Origin of the sequence: Mycobacterium rhizamassiliense (assembly GCF_900157375.1) — a bacterium.
GTDB classification, from domain to species: Bacteria; Actinomycetota; Actinomycetes; order Mycobacteriales; family Mycobacteriaceae; genus Mycobacterium; species Mycobacterium rhizamassiliense.
In genome coordinates this window covers 2,911,400-2,927,652 of sequence record NZ_LT721901.1, presented here as the reverse complement: position 1 = coordinate 2,927,652, position 16,253 = coordinate 2,911,400, and the positions used below count along the sequence as shown (strand labels likewise).

At 66.6% G+C, this 16,253-nt stretch carries 14 protein-coding genes; 4 read left to right on the top strand and 10 right to left on the bottom strand.

Annotated features, from left to right (window positions below; translation table 11 throughout):
* Position 1: 1 nt before the first annotated feature.
* Genes MRAB57_RS14385 through MRAB57_RS14375 form a run of 3 tightly spaced genes read right to left on the bottom strand, consistent with a single transcriptional unit; the run spans position 2 to position 3,690 of the window.
* Positions 2 to 1,297, bottom strand: coding sequence for an FAS1-like dehydratase domain-containing protein (locus MRAB57_RS14385; protein WP_077088005.1), 1,296 nt, complete (start codon positions 1,295 to 1,297; stop codon positions 2 to 4).
* Positions 1,298 to 1,305: 8 nt separating this feature from the next.
* Positions 1,306 to 2,157 carry a mycofactocin-coupled SDR family oxidoreductase gene (locus tag MRAB57_RS14380; protein ID WP_077088004.1) on the bottom strand — a complete coding sequence of 284 codons (852 nt, stop codon included), beginning with the start codon at positions 2,155 to 2,157 and terminating at the stop codon, positions 1,306 to 1,308.
* 15 nt (positions 2,158 to 2,172) lie between these two features.
* Entirely contained in the window at positions 2,173 to 3,690 is a 1,518-nt protein-coding gene (locus MRAB57_RS14375; RefSeq protein ID WP_077088003.1) for a class I adenylate-forming enzyme family protein, read from the bottom strand.
* Positions 3,691 to 3,784: 94 nt separating this feature from the next.
* Here MRAB57_RS14375 and MRAB57_RS14370 point away from each other — a divergent pair, with 94 nt between their 5' ends.
* Positions 3,785 to 4,792 carry an acyl-CoA dehydrogenase family protein gene (locus tag MRAB57_RS14370; RefSeq protein ID WP_077088002.1) on the top strand — a complete coding sequence of 336 codons (1,008 nt, stop codon included), beginning with the start codon at positions 3,785 to 3,787 and terminating at the stop codon, positions 4,790 to 4,792.
* Between the two features lie 3 nt (positions 4,793 to 4,795).
* Here MRAB57_RS14370 and MRAB57_RS14365 read toward each other — a convergent pair whose 3' ends face one another.
* From MRAB57_RS14365 to MRAB57_RS14355, 3 genes are all read right to left on the bottom strand, one after another.
* Positions 4,796 to 5,986, bottom strand: a complete 1,191-nt coding sequence (locus MRAB57_RS14365) for an acyl-CoA dehydrogenase family protein (RefSeq protein WP_077088001.1) — start codon at positions 5,984 to 5,986, stop codon at positions 4,796 to 4,798.
* Positions 5,987 to 6,023: 37 nt separating this feature from the next.
* The gene (locus tag MRAB57_RS14360; RefSeq protein ID WP_077088000.1) at positions 6,024 to 8,324 is read right to left on the bottom strand and encodes an acyl-CoA dehydrogenase family protein; all 2,301 of its coding nucleotides are present in this window, start codon (positions 8,322 to 8,324) and stop codon (positions 6,024 to 6,026) included.
* A 75-nt stretch (positions 8,325 to 8,399) separates the two neighbouring features.
* Positions 8,400 to 8,594, bottom strand: coding sequence for a ferredoxin (locus MRAB57_RS14355; RefSeq protein WP_077087999.1), 195 nt, complete (start codon positions 8,592 to 8,594; stop codon positions 8,400 to 8,402).
* A gap of 219 nt (positions 8,595 to 8,813) precedes the next feature.
* Between MRAB57_RS14355 and MRAB57_RS14350 the strand changes: the two genes are divergently transcribed.
* Positions 8,814 to 9,968: an acyl-CoA dehydrogenase family protein gene (locus tag MRAB57_RS14350; protein WP_077087998.1), complete on the top strand. Its 1,155-nt coding sequence runs from the start codon at positions 8,814 to 8,816 to the stop codon at positions 9,966 to 9,968.
* Here MRAB57_RS14350 and MRAB57_RS14345 read toward each other — a convergent pair.
* Entirely contained in the window at positions 9,965 to 11,164 is a 1,200-nt protein-coding gene (locus MRAB57_RS14345; RefSeq protein WP_077087997.1) for an amidohydrolase family protein, read from the bottom strand. The genes MRAB57_RS14350 and MRAB57_RS14345 overlap by 4 nt on opposite strands.
* 121 nt (positions 11,165 to 11,285) lie before the next feature.
* Between MRAB57_RS14345 and MRAB57_RS14340 the strand changes: the two genes are divergently transcribed.
* Positions 11,286 to 11,600, top strand: a complete 315-nt coding sequence (locus MRAB57_RS14340) for an acyl-CoA synthetase (protein WP_077087996.1) — start codon at positions 11,286 to 11,288, stop codon at positions 11,598 to 11,600.
* Positions 11,601 to 11,629: 29 nt separating this feature from the next.
* Positions 11,630 to 12,934 (top strand): TetR/AcrR family transcriptional regulator, encoded by a 1,305-nt coding sequence (locus MRAB57_RS14335; protein WP_077087995.1) that lies wholly within the window; start codon positions 11,630 to 11,632, stop codon positions 12,932 to 12,934.
* A 10-nt stretch (positions 12,935 to 12,944) separates the two neighbouring features.
* On the opposite strand, the gene MRAB57_RS14330 is transcribed toward MRAB57_RS14335, so the two are convergent.
* The 3 genes from MRAB57_RS14330 to MRAB57_RS14320 are packed head-to-tail and all read right to left on the bottom strand — an operon-like array spanning position 12,945 to position 16,171.
* On the bottom strand, positions 12,945 to 14,519 hold the full coding sequence (locus MRAB57_RS14330; protein WP_077087994.1) for a class I adenylate-forming enzyme family protein: 1,575 nt from the start codon (positions 14,517 to 14,519) through the stop codon (positions 12,945 to 12,947).
* Between the two features lie 3 nt (positions 14,520 to 14,522).
* Positions 14,523 to 15,716, bottom strand: coding sequence for a thiolase family protein (locus tag MRAB57_RS14325; RefSeq protein ID WP_077087993.1), 1,194 nt, complete (start codon positions 15,714 to 15,716; stop codon positions 14,523 to 14,525).
* The gene (locus MRAB57_RS14320) at positions 15,713 to 16,171 is read right to left on the bottom strand and encodes a MaoC family dehydratase (protein ID WP_077087992.1); all 459 of its coding nucleotides are present in this window, start codon (positions 16,169 to 16,171) and stop codon (positions 15,713 to 15,715) included. Before MRAB57_RS14320 ends, MRAB57_RS14325 begins: the two co-directional genes overlap by 4 nt.
* Positions 16,172 to 16,253 lie beyond the last annotated feature (82 nt).

The following is a 16,253-nucleotide window of genomic DNA, read 5'->3' as shown; positions in this document are numbered from 1 at the left end:
CTCACTCTCCATACAGTCGTCGCATCTCTTCACCGACCTTGCCAGACACCCGCGAAACAACCTGCGCACCACGCCTTCTGAGGTCGACATCCGGGATCGGCAGCACCACGGCGCCGGTCGTCTTCGACGGCAGCAATACCTTCGCGGTCCCCCGCGTGGTGGTTTCGTCACGCTGGCTGGTGGCAAAGACGTCCAGTGACACTGGGTCGTCGGCCCCGTCGCCCTTCGTGGTGACCGTGCCGCTGCAGCGGTGCACGTCTCCGTGGTAGTTGAAGCCACGCAGCTGCAGGTCCATCTCGGCCAGCCAGCCGTCGTCACCGATCCAGTTCGTCAGCAGGTGGCTCACCCACGCGGCACGCATCTGGCCGTAGTCGTACGGTGCTGGAATGCCCAGTGCCTGAGCACGTCCGGCATCCCAGTGCAGTCTTTGCACGACGTCGGGGACACCATGCTCATCCGGCTGGTAGAAAGCGGGCATCCGCTTGCGCAACTGGTGGGCGAACTTCAGCGGCCCCACGCCGTAGCCACCCCAGCCCCACCCCATGTGCATGGAGATGATGTCGACGACGGTCAGCGGGCCTTTGATGATTCCCGGAAGCTCGTCGCCGGCCGAGATGTCCTCCCACCACTGCGGATCAGCGCCTCGCCGCCGTTCCGCCTCGTACTCCTCCTCGACCTGGGCGAACTCTTCGGGAGTCCAGTGCTTGCGCGCAATGTCCTTGAGCTTCCCCGACTTCTTCGAGCCCTGACGCTCAGCGTTGATGTAGGACTCGTCGCGGGTCGCGATGGGGTTGCCGTCGATGTCGACGTACAGGTAGCGGTAGGTTTCCTTCACCGAACGCCCACCGGAGAATTCGCTCTCCTTCACCTGGACGTCCAGCGTGTAGTTCTCCGCCAGCACCGGCCGACCCGCGTAGATCGGGCGATACCACGTCCACTTCACCCCCGAGTAGTACTTGCCGGTCCCGCGAAACAGCCCGCGAAACAGCTTCTTTCGCTCCGGATCGGTGAACTTCGGAGTCTGGTCCAGGCCGGTCGTGATCGGGAAGGTCGGCGACGCGATCTGTCCGTGCCAGCGCGTCGACGGTCCGTACGTCGGATCGTGGAACAGCGGGTTGTCGTCACCGCAGCCGAACGCGAAGTGCGTGATGGCGTCGCCAGACGGCAGCTTGTGCCATGCTTCGTCGCGCTGATGAACCGGGATTCCGATTTGTAACGTGGCACGTTCGATGTCCTCGTCGGTAATGCGGCCCTCTTCGGCAGCCGCGTCGGCGCCTTGCTTCTCGGTGGTGGTCATCGATCCTCCTAGAACTTCAGCATGGCGCCGGCGTCGACCTTGAACTGCAGGCCCGTCACATACCGGGACTCGTCCGAGGCCAGGAAGCAGACCGCATTCGAGATGTCCGAAGCTTCGACGTAGGGGATGGGCATCGCCTGCATGGCGGGGAACGCCAGCAGGGCGTCGTCGCGGGCCGGCTCCTCGAGGTCCGGTCGGAACTGCCGGTACATCGGCGCACTGTTGAGCATGGACGTGTTCACGTTCGTGGGGTGAACGACGTTGGCGCGGATAGATTTTGGCGCCAGCTGCGCGGCGAGCTGCAAGGTGTAGGAATCCACCAGCTGCTTGGCGTAGCTGTAGCCCGCGCCGCCCGGCCCCTCGGGGCCTCCCGCCCCAGGTGGCTGTGCGGCCGCGATGAGGCCGGCAACCGACCCGGTGGTGATGATCGACGCGCCGGATGTCAGGTATGGCAGCGCGGCGTGGACGGTGTTCACGACACCGACGAAGTCGACGTCGAAGGCATCGGCGAAGGCCTGAACCGGCAGATTGGCACCCAACGGACAGATGCGGGCATTGGCGACCACCACGTCGAGTTTGCCGAATTCGGCTACCGCGTTGGCGAGTTCGCGGCTCACCGCCGCCCGGTCCCGGACGTCGACCTCGGCGGTGTAGGCCTTGCGGCCCGTCTTCTCGACCTCCAGACCGGCTTCTTCGAGATCACGCGATGTCGCCAGCGCGTACTCGTTGGTCTCGATGTCGTGACAGATGTCGAAGAGGATGACGTCAGCACCCTCCTCGGCCAGCTTGACGGCGTGGCTGCGGCCCTGACCGCGGGCGCCGCCAGTGATCAGAACAACTTTGTCCTCTACTCGACCCATGATTTCTCTTTCTAATCAGGTTGGCGTTGCTAGAGTTTCAGCCGGGACTTCAAGGTCCTCGAGCATTGCGATCAGACGGCGGCGGTCGACCTTGAGCGCAGCCCCGCGGGGAAGCGCATCGACGACGAAGATGCGGGCCGGCACCTCGTAGGGCGTCAGCGTGGTCCGGCAATGTTCCCGGAGTGCCTCGCCATCGGTGGCCGCCCCGGGCATCAATTCGACTGCGGCAACGGGAATCTGGCCCAACCGCTGATCCGGCATGGGTGCGACGGCGGCATCTGCCACCGCCGGGTGCGCACGCAGCGCGCGGACGACGGTCTCCGGGGACACCTTGAAGCCGCCGCGCACGATCACATCGTCCGCGCGGCCGTCGATGTAGAGGAAACCATCGGCGTCGAGATGTGCCAGGTCACTGGTTGTGACCCAGCCTCCGGCTCGGCCGGCCTGCAGCGTGGCGACTTGCAGCCTGCCTCTCTCATTGACGCCGAGGACCGCGCCGTCCTCGCCGACGATCTGCAATCGCACGCCGGGAAAGGCACGTCCGACACTGCCCTTCTTGTCGCCCCACCGCGCGTGAAAGTCGCTCACCGTCCACCCGGCCACGGCGCCGGAGAACTCGGTCGCGCCGTAGACGACGAGGATCGGAATGCCGTACCGCTCGAAGAACGCATCGACCAACGCGGGGTCGACGGGGCTGGTACCCGCATTGATCGCACGGATGCTCGCCAAATCCTCTCGCGGGATATCGGAGTCGAGCACCGATCGCATCGCCGCCGGGGGCAGTCCGGCCACCGCGGGCCGGTACTGCTTCACCGCGCGGTGCCAGCCCTGCAGCGTGAATCGATCGAGCATCGCGATCGGACGGCTCGCGACCAGCGACTGCAACAACGACCACAGCCCGCCGATGTGCACGATCGGCAACGTCACCAGGCCGACCGTTCCGGTCAGCGGCGGCTTGGTTCTGACGTCCGGACGATCGTTGTGCCGCAACGCCGAAGCCAGGGAAGCCTCGAGCTGCGTGCGGGTCAGCGGGATGCGCTTCGGGGCACCCGTCGTGCCCGACGTCAGCATCTCGATGGCTACCGCGGGATCGCCGCTCACCGCTTCCGTCGTGCCCCGTACCTGCAGATCGAGTTCGCCATCGTCGAGCCTCCAGCCGGTCGCCCCGAGATCGGCGACGGCGCGGTTGAATACCTCGTCGGACCACAACGCGGCCGGCGCAAGGACGAAGGGAGCGGCGGACGCCGCGAGGTCGTCGCTCAGCCGGTCCGGCGGCTGCAGCGGGCTGATGGTCACCAACGTGCGTCCGCCCCGGAAGATCGCGATGAGCGCCGCGACAGACTCCAAGCGATTGGAGAGCACGACGGCGACTCGGCCACCGGTCTGACACCCGGCCACGGTCAGTTCCCGGTCGATCCGTTCGGTGAGTGACCGAACGGAACCCCAAGACGTCCAGTGTCCGTCGCGCTCCAGCATGCGGTCGCCGTCGTTAGCGCCCCAGAGCCGTCCCAGCGCATCGTGAATGCTCGTCATCGTGACTTTCCGGATCGACTTCCGCGGCGGATGGCCGTTCTCCTGAAACTAGTGGACATGGTTTACTAGGTCAACTTTGTGAAAGGCGTTTGCGATGGACTTCGGCTTGACGGACGAACAGGATCAACTCGCCGCGGCGGAGCGGGCGTGGCTCACCAAAAACGACCCCATCGCCAGGGTCCGCGCGACGCTGGACTCGGCCGCGGTGACCGTCGATCCCGCGGCGGTCGCGCGTGCGGCGCAATCGGGCCTGCTGCAGCTGCTGACGCACGAAATGGGCGGCACCCATGTGGATCTCGCCGTCGTCACCGAGGAGCACGGATACGCGATGAGCTCGCTTCCGGTGGCGGATCTGAACATCGCGGCGTGGCTGCTCGACCACGTCGACTCGCCCGCCGAAGACGGCGAACTGACCGGATTGGCGCTTGGTCCCGACGCCAGCCTTGATGGCGATGCGCTGCGGCTGGCGGGCGTCACCCGTCCGGTGCCGATGGCCGCCGATATGGACTCCATCGCGGTCGCAGGCCAAGCGGACGACCGCGAGTACCTGGCGGTGCTCGATGCCCCGACGCTGTCGCGGATTTCGACGCTCGACCTGAGCCGGTCGTGGGCACGAGTGGTCCTCGACGCGACGGTCGCCGACTGGACGCGGTTGCCCGCTGGCACGCTGGCCCTGCTGCGCGACGCTTTGGCGGTGCACCGGGCATTCGACGCGTTGGGCGCGGCGGCCCGACTGCTCGACATGACGGTGTCGTACGCCAAGCAGCGGGAGCAGTTCGGCGCGCCGATCGGCTCGTTTCAGGCCGTCAAGCATCACTGCGCCGACATGGCCGTCGCGGTGGAGGCCGGCCGGGCCACGCTGTGGGCCGCGGCGCTCGCGCTGGACACCGCTTCGACCGCCGCCCGGTCCCGGGCCGCGTCCGCCGCGGCGGCGTACGCGAAGTCCGCTGCCGCCAAGGTGGCCGGAACAGCGCTGCAGGTGCACGGTGGCATCGGCTTCACCTGGGATCACGATCTGCACCTGTTCCTGCGCCGGATCAAGGTCGACGAGGCCTTCAACGGGAGCGTCGCCGAGCACCGCGCGGCGCTTCTCACGGTCTGACATTCAACGCCGATCCCGCGGCAGCGCCAGGCCCCGCTCGGCGATCAGGTTGCGCATGATCTCCGAACTACCACCGGCAATCGTGTAGGCCCTGGCGTACAGCCACTCGTCCTGCCAGCGGCCGCCATCGAGGACGTCCGGATCGCCCTCCACCAGAACGCCTGCCTCGCCGCCGAGTTCGACTGCGAAGCGCGCCATCTCCAGGTTCAGCTCGCTGAACATCAGCTTGGCCATCGCGCCGTCGTGCATGCGCTCGGTGCCACGCAGCCAACGAGTGAGGTTGGCGTACGTCAACGCCGACAGCGCCTCCACCTCGGCGCTGAACTCACCGATCCGGTCACGGACCCGGTCGTTGTCGATCGCGGGGCGACCGTCGACGGTAAGCCGCGAGGCGAGTTGCACCAGTGCGTCAATGGCCAGCCTCAACTTGACGACCGCGGCGCCCACGCTGGTGCGTTCATGCCCCAACGTGGCGTTTGCGATCGCCCAGCCCTGCCCTGGTTGTCCGATCATCGCCTCGGCCGGCACCCCGACGGAATCGAAGAAGACCTCGTTGAAGTCCGAGGTGCCGGTCAGCTCGCGCAGCGGGCGCACCGTGATTCCCGGGCTGGACATGTCGAGGATGAACGCACTGATGCCCTTGTGCTTGGGGGCGTCGGAATCGGTGCGCGCCAACAGATATCCGTAGTCGGCCCAGTGTCCGTCGGTGGTCCACACCTTCTGCCCGTTGACGGTGTAGGTATCACCGTCGAGCACAGCGCGGGTGCGCAGCGACGCCAGGTCGCTTCCTGCACCGGGCTCGCTGAACAATTGGCACCACAGCTGTCGACCCGCACGGATCTCGGGAAGATGCCTGCGGCGCTGGTCATCGGTGCCGTAGTGGATCAGCGCATGCGATGCCAGCGCGTTGCCGCTCGGCACGCCCGGCACCGCGGCCCGGGCCAACTCCTCGCCCACCACGATGGCGTGTTCAGCGGAACGGTCGTCACGGCCGCCGAACTCCACGGGCCAGTCGGCGCCGACATAGCCGGCTTCGAACAGGCACGCCGTCCAATCCTGAAGCGCCTTGAGTTCGGCTTCGTTCTCGGCGCTGCGCACGCCCGCGCGCGGAGGTATGGGCGGTGCATGCTCCGCAATGAAAGCCCGCACCTCGGCGCGAAAGGCCTCCAGTTCGGGACTCATTCCGTATTCCACGTTTCGTCTTTCTGTTCGGTACGAAAGTCGCAGTGACTCAGCGCCGTTCGGAGTGCCGTTCTCGATACGGCGCCAACAATTCGCCGGCCGCCCGGTCCCGCAGGGCGTCGGCGCGGCCGACCAACACGGAGTTGGACTGGGCGCGACGCAGCAGCAAGTGGATCGGGTGCTCCCAGGTGAAGCCGATGCCGCCGTGGATCTGCAACGCACCCTCGGTGGCGGTGACACCGGCATCGAGTGCGGCCGCGGCGGCCAAATCCGCTAGGTAGCCTGACTTCTCGAGGTCGGCCTCGGCGGCCTCGAGGACCTGGCTGCGGGCACCCTCGAGCGCGACCAGCATGTCGGCGCACCGGTGCGACACGGCCTGGAAGCTCCCGATGGGGCGGCCGAACTGATGCCGCTCGCGTGCCCAGTCGGCGGCCATCGCCAAAGCGCGCGAGCCCACACCGATCGAGTCCGCAGCCACGGCCAGGGCCGCCCGGCGGCGCGCCACGTCCAACACCCGAGGCACATCGGTTCCGTCAGCGAGCACCTCACCCGCCGCCCCGCTGAAGCTCACCGCACCGATCGTGCCCGTGAGGTCGAGTGGCTGATGGGCCGCTACCTCCACGCCGTCGGCGGACGCGTCGACGGCCACCAACACTTCACCGGCCCCGGCTGCGACGCGCGCCAATACCACCAGCACCTCGGCGTGTGGTGCTCCCGCCACGATCGGGACCCGGCCGCAGAGTCCGGCTCCGTCCCACTCGGGCAGCCCAGGGCCGCTGGTCACCCAGCCGCTGTCATTGACGGGCACAGCGAACGCCGCCGTTGCGCCGCCCGTGATTCGCTGGACCAAAGCCTTTGCGCCGCAATGCAACGCGACGTCGAGCGCGATCGCCGTCGGGACGAGGGGTGCCGGAGCCAAGGCCTTGGCGGCCTCTTCGACGGCGGCGTACAGCAAGCGTGGTCGGGCTCCGGCGCCGCCCAGGGCTTCGTCGACGGCAAGACCCGGTAGGCCGAATTCGACGAGCGCCGACCACACTTCGGGCTCGGCCGCATCGACGGGACGCTTGCGGTCGAGCAATGCCGATACGTCCACCTTGGCCTGCAGTGTCGCCGCCAGTACCCCGCGCAGCTCGCGTTCGTCTTCCTCGGGCACGGCCAGCGGGGTGCCGGGCGTGACAGCGGCCGCCCGGGTGACCTCGCCACGGTGCGACGGCAGCCCGAGCACACTCTCGGCGATGGTATTGCGTTGGATCTCCGCGGTTCCCGCGCCGATCGTGGTCGCCCGGCTCATCAGATAGCCAAACGTCCAGCGCCCGTTGTCCACGGCGTCGGGTGCGCGGCTGCCCAGCGCCGCATGGGGACCGGCCGCGCGCAGGGCAAGTGCATGCATGTGCTGCTCGAACTCCGACTTCACCAATCGGTTAACCGACGCCACACCGCCGGGATCCTCGCCGCGCAACACGGCGGCCAGCGCGCGGGCGCTGTTGGCGGCGATGGTGCGGACGCCGGATTCCAGCCGAGCGACGTCCTGGCGGACCAGTGGGTCGTCGCCGAGCCCTTGCGCCACGACGAGATCGATCACCCGGTCGGCCGTGCGACGGTACTTGAATTCGTCGGCCAGAAAAGCGGTGGCCCGCTCGTGGCCCAGCGACGTGCGCATGATCGACCACCCCGCGCCCTCATCGCCGACCACATTCTCGACGGGCACCGCGACATCGTCGAGGAAGACCTCGGCGAAGTGCGCCGCGCCGCTGATGTCGCGCAGTGGACGCACGGTGATCCCGGGGCTTTTCATCGGGATCAGCAGGTAGGTAATGCCGTCGGATGGCTTCGCACCGGAGCTCGTCCGAACCAGCGCGAACATCCAGTCGGCGCGGTCGGCCATCGTGGTCCACACCTTCTGGCCCGTCACCCGGTACACGTCGCCGTCGCGGACCGCGCGGGTGGACAATGACGACAGGTCGCTGCCTGCCCCCGGTTCGGAAAACCCTTGACACCAGAACTCATCCGCGCGCAGCAGCGGGGTGAGGAAACGATCCTTCTGCTCCCGGGTGCCGTGCGCGATGAGCGTCGGGGCGAGGATGAACGACAACGGACACGGATGCGGGGGCGCCCCTGCTTCCGTGGTCATCCGGTAGTAGTCCAGCTGATCGGCCAGCGACAGGTTGAGTCCACCGACTTCGCGGGGCCACCCGGGCGCCGCCAACCGGTGGTCGACAAGCTGGGCATGCCACGCACGGGCCACCTCGATGCGGTCGGACTTCTCGCCCGACCGAGCGACGTCGGCCTGCTGACGTCGATAGTCGGCGAGTAGCAACTCGAGCCGAGGACGCCAATCAGGTGTTTGCATGACACTCCACAAAGTCAACTTGGTTAACTATGTAAGCAGTGTGTCGGTGATTGCTCCCGATTGGCAAGCTTGCCATCAGCCTTCTTCGAGAATCAGGGCGATTTCGGGGCACGCGGCCACGCCGTCCCGGGTGAGCTGCTCGTCTTCCGGCCGCACCTCACGCTCCTCGAGGATGGAGTAGCCGGAGTCGTCGATCGGGAACAACTCCGGGTCGACGGCGTAGCACTGGGCATGGCCCACGCACTTCGACTGCTCGAGCCGAATTTTCATGCGACCTCCTCCGCTCGACCGTCCGGGCGCACGGTCTTTACAAGCTGTCAGCATAAGACTAAAGCTTTAACTATTTTGAAAGGCTTCACGACCACACCATTTCTGACACCGATGTCGGTCCATGGAGCTGGAATATATGACCACTTTGGTGCATATTGGTGACAATCCATCTCGCTTGGTTTGCCCGATTCTGACGTTAGTGTCCGGTAAAGGAACTGCATGACATTCGCCCTCAACGATGAAGAGAGCATGCTGGTCGATACGGTGCGGACCTTCATCGACCGCGACGTCAAGCCCACCGTCCGCGAAGTCGAGCATGCAAACGCGTACCCGGAAGCGTGGATCGAGCAGATGAAGCGGATCGGGATTTTCGGTCTTGCCGTGCCTGAGGAATACGGCGGCTCGCCGGTGTCGATGCCCTGCTACGTCGCGGTGACCGAGGAACTGGCCCGCGGCTGGATGAGCCTGGCGGGCGCGATGGGCGGGCACACCGTGGTCGCGAAGCTGATTTCGTTGTACGGCAACGACGAACAGCGACAGAAGTATCTACCGCGGATGGCGAGCGGGGAGATGCGGGCCACGATGGCGCTCACCGAACCAGGCGGCGGTTCGGACCTGCAGGCGATGACAACCACCGCACGAGCCGAGGGCAACCAGCTGGTAATCAACGGTGCGAAGACCTGGATCAGCAACGCCCGCAGGTCCGGCCTCATCGCGCTGCTGTGCAAGACCGATCCTCAAGCCGTGCCCCGCCATACGGGCATTTCGATCGTCTTGGTCGAACACGGTCAGGGCCTTACAGTCTCGCGGGACCTCCCCAAGCTGGGCTACAAAGGCGTGGAGAGTTGCGAGCTGTCATTCGACGACTGCCGCGTGCCTGCGTCGGCGGTCCTCGGCGGCGAGCCGGGCCGAGGATTCGCGCAGATGATGAAAGGCCTTGAGACGGGCCGCATTCAGGTCGCATCGCGGGCGCTGGGTGTGGCGAGCGCAGCGCTCGAAGACGCGCTGAAATACGCGCAGGAGCGCGAGAGCTTCGGCCAGCCGATCTGGAAGCACCAATCAGTGGGCAATTACCTGGCCGACATGGCCACCAAACTGACTGCGGCACGCCAACTCACCCGCTACGCCGCGCAGATGTACGACAGCGGCGAACGCTGCGACATGGAGGCCGGGATGGCCAAGCTGTTCGCGTCCGAGGCGGCCATGGAAATCGCCCTCAACGCCGTCCGAATTCACGGCGGCTACGGCTACTCCACCGAATACGACGTCGAGCGCTACTTCCGCGACGCCCCGCTCATGATCGTCGGCGAAGGGACCAACGAGATACAGCGCAACGTCATTGCCGCGCAGCTGGTCTCGCGCGGAAAGCTCTAAACGCCGGCGAGTTGCCGATCGCCCGCGGTCACCCGCGGGAAGTTGAGCATCCGGCGAGCGTTCTCCTCGACGATCAGCCCGCACTCGTCATCGGGCACGTCTGCAAGGACCTCGGCGGCCCGCTTGCGCGAGTTCGGCCAGTTCGAATCGCTGTGCGGGAAGTCGATCTCGAGCATGATCCGGTCGATGCCGATGCTGTGCCGGTTCTTCAGGCCGTGCTCGTCGTCGATGAAGCAGCCCCAGAAGTGCTTGCGGAACAGCTCCGACGGACGGGTGTCGAAATCGATCTTCTGGTAGTAGCGGTGCCGCTCCCACACGTAGTCCGTTCGCTCGAGGATGTAAGGCACCCAACCGATGCCGCCCTCAGCGAGCGAGATCTGCAGATCCGGGAACTGCTGCAGCTTGCCGGAGAACAGCAGGTCGACCGTGGACCACATCAGGTTCGTAGAGAACAGTGCCGTCGCGACCGCGAAGGGGGCGTCGGGCACCGCCATCTGACCCGGGACCGGCTTGATCGTGGAGAACGAGAAACCCGGCACGAAGGAGCCGGACCCGAAGTGCAGCGACACCGGCATCTTGGTGTCCGAGCAGACCCGCCACAAGCCGTCCCAGTGGTCGGAGTGGAACGACGGCAGACCCAGCGGCACCGGGCTGTCCGGGAACGAGATCGTGCGCGCACCCTTGGCGGCGACGCGCTCCGCCTCGGCTACACACGCGTCGATATCCCATGTCGGCAGGATCGCCAGCGGGATGTAGCGCTCGGGCGCCACCGCGCACCACTCGTCGATGTAGAAGTCGTTCCACGCCTTGACGCACAGCAGCGCCAGGTCTTTGTCGTCGGCCCGCTGGAACGTGCCACCGCCGAATCCGGGGAACGACGGGAAGCACAACGCCGACTGCACACCATCGAGGTCCATGTCGGCGACCCGGGCGACCGGGTCGTAGCAGCCCGGAATCATGTCTTCGTAGCGGACGGGATCCATGCCCCACTCCTCCGGCGGTTTGCCGGCGACCGCGTTCAGGCCGATGGTCGGGAAGACCTGCCCGTCGTAGTGCCACAGATGCATGCCGTTTTCGTCAACGATGCGCGGGCCCTGTTCGAGGTACTTCTGCGGCAACCGGTCCTGCCACACCCGTGGGTGCTCGACCAAATGGTCGTCAACGGACACGATCTGGTGGTCATCCTGAAGCGGCATGATGCTCCTTCGCATCTGGCGATCTGTCGCACTTTTCTGACGTGCCGTCTTGTTTTCTGACGGTTCGTCTCACAGACTATATGACGTACGCCACATTCGTCCAGCAGTTGAGAGGCGCGACATGGAATCCACGGACCGACCCGCCGACGACGCAGGCCGGGACAAGGTCGACGAAGACGACCACGACCTGTTGACCTTCGGGGAAGCGGGTGAACGGCTTCGCATCGAGATCGCCGCGGCCGCGCGGGAGGTGCAACGCCTAAGGCAATCCGGGCCGGGCGAGGAGCTCGAAAAAGCCCAGGGCCGCCTCGATGCGCTACGGTCGGCGGCTGTCCGCAACAGCGCGCAGCCCATCAACGACGCCAACTTCGAGAAGTTCTTCGGCTATCCCGGCAAGGCCAAGCGCAACCTGCCCGGAGCCCCGGCGACCCGATGACGACGGAGTCGGCGCGGGATACTTCTCCCATGGCCCGCACTCCCGACAAGTTGCGGCGCTCCGGCTATGCCCCCGCCGCCAATGCCGGCGTGGGGCGCCGCGGCCTGCATACGCGCGACCGCATACTTGGGTGCGCCGCGAAGATGTTCCTGGCCAACGGATTTCACGCTACCTCGCTTGATGCCATCGCCAAGGCGGCCCGCGCCTCCCGTGCCACCGTCTATCAATACTTCGCGGGCAAGGAGGAGATCTTCCGCGAATTGAGTGCATTTGCCGAGCGCGATGTGCTCGGCCACAGCGAACACCTCAGCGGACTCGGCCCGACGGTCGACGGAATGAACGCGCTGCACCGCTGGCTCGTCGAATGGGCGGACATCTACGACGCCCACGCCGCGGTGTTCGCCGAGTTTCCCGGCATCGGCACGGCCACCGGGTTGGCCGTCATCGATGCCAGCTCGGCCGCCAACCAGTTCCATCAGACGGTCACCGATCGGCTGCGGCGGATGCGCCTGCGCGATCTCGACGCTGAGGATGCGGCCGCAGCACTCGGGCGGATCCCCCACATGGTTCACCTCTACCGGTACCGGGCCATGTTCCCGTTGCCCACTCGCGCGACCTTGACATCGTCGTTGACCGTTGCGCTGCAGCTGATGCTGTTTCCCGAGACCCCGACTGACGTGCTGCAGGCGGTAACACCGCAGTTCACAAATGGGCGCGCGCGAACCCCGCCCGACACCACGGACAGTGCCGCGGCAACACCACCGGCGGCCACCGAGACATCGGGCTCACCGATCCCGCAGGACGTGCTGTCGGTCAGCTCGGCGTTGTTCGCCGAGCGCGGCTACTACGCCGTCGGCATGGAGGACATCGCGGCCGCCGCCGATATCAGCCGCGCGACCTTGTACCGGTACTTCAGCACCAAGGACAAGATCTTGGCCGAACTGACCCGCCGCGCGGTCGCCGAGATCGAGGAGCACGCCGCCACCCTGCCCGCGATGGCCCCGGATTCGCTGACCGAGTGGATGCTCGGCTACGTCCAATTTCATCGCACCTACCGCGGCGTGATCCGGGCGTGGTTCGACGGCACGGTCGCAGAACTGCTCTCCGACGCCGATGTCGACCACGGCATCGGCGCGATTTTCCACGCGGTTGCTGCGCTCCTGTCCACTGTCGACCTGCCGGCCGGCGTCGACGCGGATGTGGCGGGCGCGGTGTTTGTGGCGGTCCTGGGCCGGATGTCCGAGCCGACCGGGGCAAGCGGCCCGGACAGCGACGAGAGGGCCGCTGAGTTGATGGTCAAGTTGTTGCGCCGTTCGCTGCTGCGTACGACGTGAGCATGGGAACTCAGCCGGCAGTCGCCTGCAGGTCGGCGCGCAGTCGCTTCTTGTCCACCTTGCCGCTGGCCAGCACGGGCAGATCGGTGACCAGCACCAGTCGACGGGGCACCTTGTAGCGCGCGAGCCGTTGCCGGACGCCCTCTTGCACCGTCTCGAGCGTCGGCGAGGCACCGCTGCGCGCCACCACAACGGCGCAGACCGCCTCGCCCCATCTGTCATCGGGCACCCCGACGACAGCGCAGGCGGCCACTCCGTCAACCGCGCTGACCGCATCCTCGACCTCAGGCGAATAAATGTTCTCCCCGCCGCTGATGATCACGTCCTTCTTGCGGTCCATCAGATAGAGCAGCCCGCGCCCGTCCAGTCGACCCATGTCGCCGGTGCGACACCACCCGTCCCGCAGCGTCGCCTGCGTAGCCGCCTCGTCCTCCCAGTAGCCGCGGAACATCGAGTCGGACTGCACGACGATCTCACCGGCCTGCCCGATGGGCAGGACGCCGCCGTCCGCATCGACCACACGTACCCGTGTGTCGGGAAAAGGGAAGCCAACCGAGCTCAGCCGCTCGGCGGCGTTGGGTTCGTCGAGGGCGTGCAGTTCGCGGGGCAGTCCAGAGACAATGACTTCCGTCTGCCCGTAAAGGTTGAGGAAACCCGCGTCCGGCAGCACGGTTAGCGCCCGCCGCAGGATGGCCGTGGTCATCGGCGCGGCCGAATAGACCACGGTGCGAACCGATTCCACCACCACGCGATCACTCGCCTCATCGAGCAGTGCCCTGAGCATGACGGGCGCCAGGTGCAGCACTGTGATCCGCTCGCTGGCGATCAGCCGCACAGCATCGGCCGGGTCGAACTGTTGCTGTAGCACCACGGTCCCGCCGCGAGCATGCAGTCCGCCGACGATCGCGAGCGCACCGACATGGAAGACCGGCATGTTGATCAGCCCGCGATCAGCGCTGCCGCAACGCATCTCGTTGTTCATCGTGAACACGACGCGGCGCATTTCCCGCTGCCCGAGGATGCAGCATTTGGACGCGCCGGTCGTGCCGCTGGTGAACAGCAGGTACGCGATGTCGTCGGGACGGGCGACAAACTCGGGCTCGCCGCTAGGGTCAGTTCCAAGGCCGGCTTCGAGGAATTGCTCGTAGTCGGTGATCCCCGGCGGGGTGTCTCCCCCGATGGCCACCAGCATCGGCCCCGACGGCATGGCCGCTACGAGATCGGCCATCACCGGTAGGAACTCGTCGGCGCAGAACACGATCGACGGGGCGACGCGGTGTAGCGCATCGTCCATCTCCGTTGGCGAGAGCCGGAAGTTGATGGTGGCCATGATGATTCCGCTGAGTTGGGTGGCAGCGTTCAGCTCGCCGAACTCGATGCTGTTGCGGCTCAACACCGCGATGCGGTCCTGTCGTTTCACCCCGGCCGCGGCCATCGCCGACACCAGTCGGACTGCCCGGTCGCGTAGCTGTGCGTGGGTGATGGTGCGGTGGCCGTGCCGGTAGGCGACGACGTCGGGAAAGCGGACCGCGTTGTCGGTCACGATGTCACCGAGCGTCATGTCACCGCCTTCGGCCATCGTCATGAGTTACCGGCTACTCAACAGCATCGATCCGGCCACCGGTCCGCCGCCCACACCGACGGCCACCACTTCGGGGGTGCGGGGCGCCTGCCGATCGCCGCCCTCGCCCCACAACTGCACACATGCCTCGTGCAGGAAGCCCATGCCGTGCAGTCGGCCGCCGGAGAGTTGACCGCCGCTGGTGTTGATCGGCAGCGCACCGTCCAGAGCGATACGCGAACCGTCGTCAACGAATTCGCCGACCTTGCCGTGCTCGCAGAAGCCCATCGCTTCCAGCCACATCACGGTCAGGAAGGAGAAGCCGTCATAGAGCTGGGCCATATCGACGTCGGCGGGAGTCAGCGTGGTGTGCTCCCAGAGCGTGGCGGCCGAATCGTGGGCGGCCATCGTGGTGATGTCGCTGCGCTGATCCCAGGTCGCCCGCTCGAACATCCCGGGCCCGACGGACTCCACCGTAAGTGGTTGCCGCGGTAGGCCGTTGGCGGCGTCACGGCGGGACACGATCACGGCGGTGGCGCCGTCGCAGGGCACATCGCAGTCATAGAGGCACAGCGGCTCGGAGATCATCCGCGCGCCGAGGTAGTCGTCCATCGTCATCGGTTCGCGATAGACCGCGTCTGGATTGAGTCCGGCGTTGGTGCGTGCGTTGATCGCGATGCGGCCGAGGTGCTCGCGGGTCAGGCCGAAGTCGTGCATGTAGCGCTGGGCGGGCATCGCCAGCCAGTTCGCCGCGGACAATGCGCCAAAGGGCGCCGTCCACTCCAGGTGCGGGGGCAGCGCGCCGCCGCCGAAGAGGACCGAGGCCCGACCGCCGCCGGCCTGTTGCGCGGCGGTGGATTCCCATACCGACCGGTAGACCACGACGTGGTTGGCCAGCCCAAGACTGACCGCCATGCACGCCTCGATCACCGGGCCGATCTGCCCCGCGGTCTCCATCGCCGAGATGTACCAGCGGGAACGCAGTCCGAGTGCGTTGCGGACCTCCTGGACGGTCGCTCCGGAGAATCCGGCGTCCGGCACACCCGGTCCGGGGTAACTCGCGATCCCGTCGACATCATCGACGCTCAGCCCGGCGTCCTCGATCGCCCGCTGCACCGCCTCGAGTGTGAGGTCAAGCCCGGTCCGCCCGAGCCTGCGGCCGACCTGCGACTTGCCCGCTCCCGTCAGCACAGCCTTGCCGTCGAACGGACCACCGGTCACCAGACGAACCGCGCGATCAGCTCGGCGACCGCAGCGGGTTTGTCGACGCCGTCGATTTCCACGGTGTGACGCACGGTCAGGTTCACCGTGTCGTCGGCGACCTTGGCGGCGTCGGCGAGCTCGGACCGGACCCGGATGCGGCTGCCCGCGGTGACCGCGGACAGGAACCGCACCTTGTTCAAGCCGTAATTGATGCCCATCTTGGCATTCTCGACGCGGTAATTATCCTTGCTGACACCGGGGATGAGTGAGAGCGTGAGGAACCCGTGCGCGATCGTTGCGCCGTAAGGGCTTTCGGCCTTGGCCTTCTCGACGTCGACGTGGATCCACTGATGATCCATCGTCACGTCGGCGAACGCGTCGATCCGGCCCTGGTCGATGTCTACCCACCGGCTGACCCCGAGTTCCTGGCCGATCGTCGCCACCGCGTCGTCCGCGGACTTGATCACTTTCACCGGCTGCTCCCGTCGTCTGCCACTGGGCATATCGCTATCTATTTAACGGTATAGACTGACCACACTCGCCGGGCAACCAGCC

What these genes read in the sequence shown, in the direction of transcription:
- MRAB57_RS14330 (WP_077087994.1), bottom strand. Translation starts at nt 14,519, where the DNA reads ATGACGATGGCCGAAGGCGGTGACATGACGCTCGGTGACATCGTGACC.
- MRAB57_RS14335 (WP_077087995.1), top strand. Translation starts at nt 11,630, where the DNA reads ATGGCCCGCACTCCCGACAAGTTGCGGCGCTCCGGCTATGCCCCCGCC.
- MRAB57_RS14380 (WP_077088004.1), bottom strand. Translation starts at nt 2,157, where the DNA reads ATGGGTCGAGTAGAGGACAAAGTTGTTCTGATCACTGGCGGCGCCCGC.
- MRAB57_RS14345 (WP_077087997.1), bottom strand. Translation starts at nt 11,164, where the DNA reads ATGCCGCTTCAGGATGACCACCAGATCGTGTCCGTTGACGACCATTTG.
- MRAB57_RS14370 (WP_077088002.1), top strand. Translation starts at nt 3,785, where the DNA reads ATGGACTTCGGCTTGACGGACGAACAGGATCAACTCGCCGCGGCGGAG.
- MRAB57_RS14350 (WP_077087998.1), top strand. Translation starts at nt 8,814, where the DNA reads ATGACATTCGCCCTCAACGATGAAGAGAGCATGCTGGTCGATACGGTG.
- MRAB57_RS14385 (WP_077088005.1), bottom strand. Translation starts at nt 1,297, where the DNA reads ATGACCACCACCGAGAAGCAAGGCGCCGACGCGGCTGCCGAAGAGGGC.
- MRAB57_RS14360 (WP_077088000.1), bottom strand. Translation starts at nt 8,324, where the DNA reads ATGCAAACACCTGATTGGCGTCCTCGGCTCGAGTTGCTACTCGCCGAC.
- MRAB57_RS14340 (WP_077087996.1), top strand. Translation starts at nt 11,286, where the DNA reads ATGGAATCCACGGACCGACCCGCCGACGACGCAGGCCGGGACAAGGTC.
- MRAB57_RS14375 (WP_077088003.1), bottom strand. Translation starts at nt 3,690, where the DNA reads ATGACGAGCATTCACGATGCGCTGGGACGGCTCTGGGGCGCTAACGAC.
- MRAB57_RS14355 (WP_077087999.1), bottom strand. Translation starts at nt 8,594, where the DNA reads ATGAAAATTCGGCTCGAGCAGTCGAAGTGCGTGGGCCATGCCCAGTGC.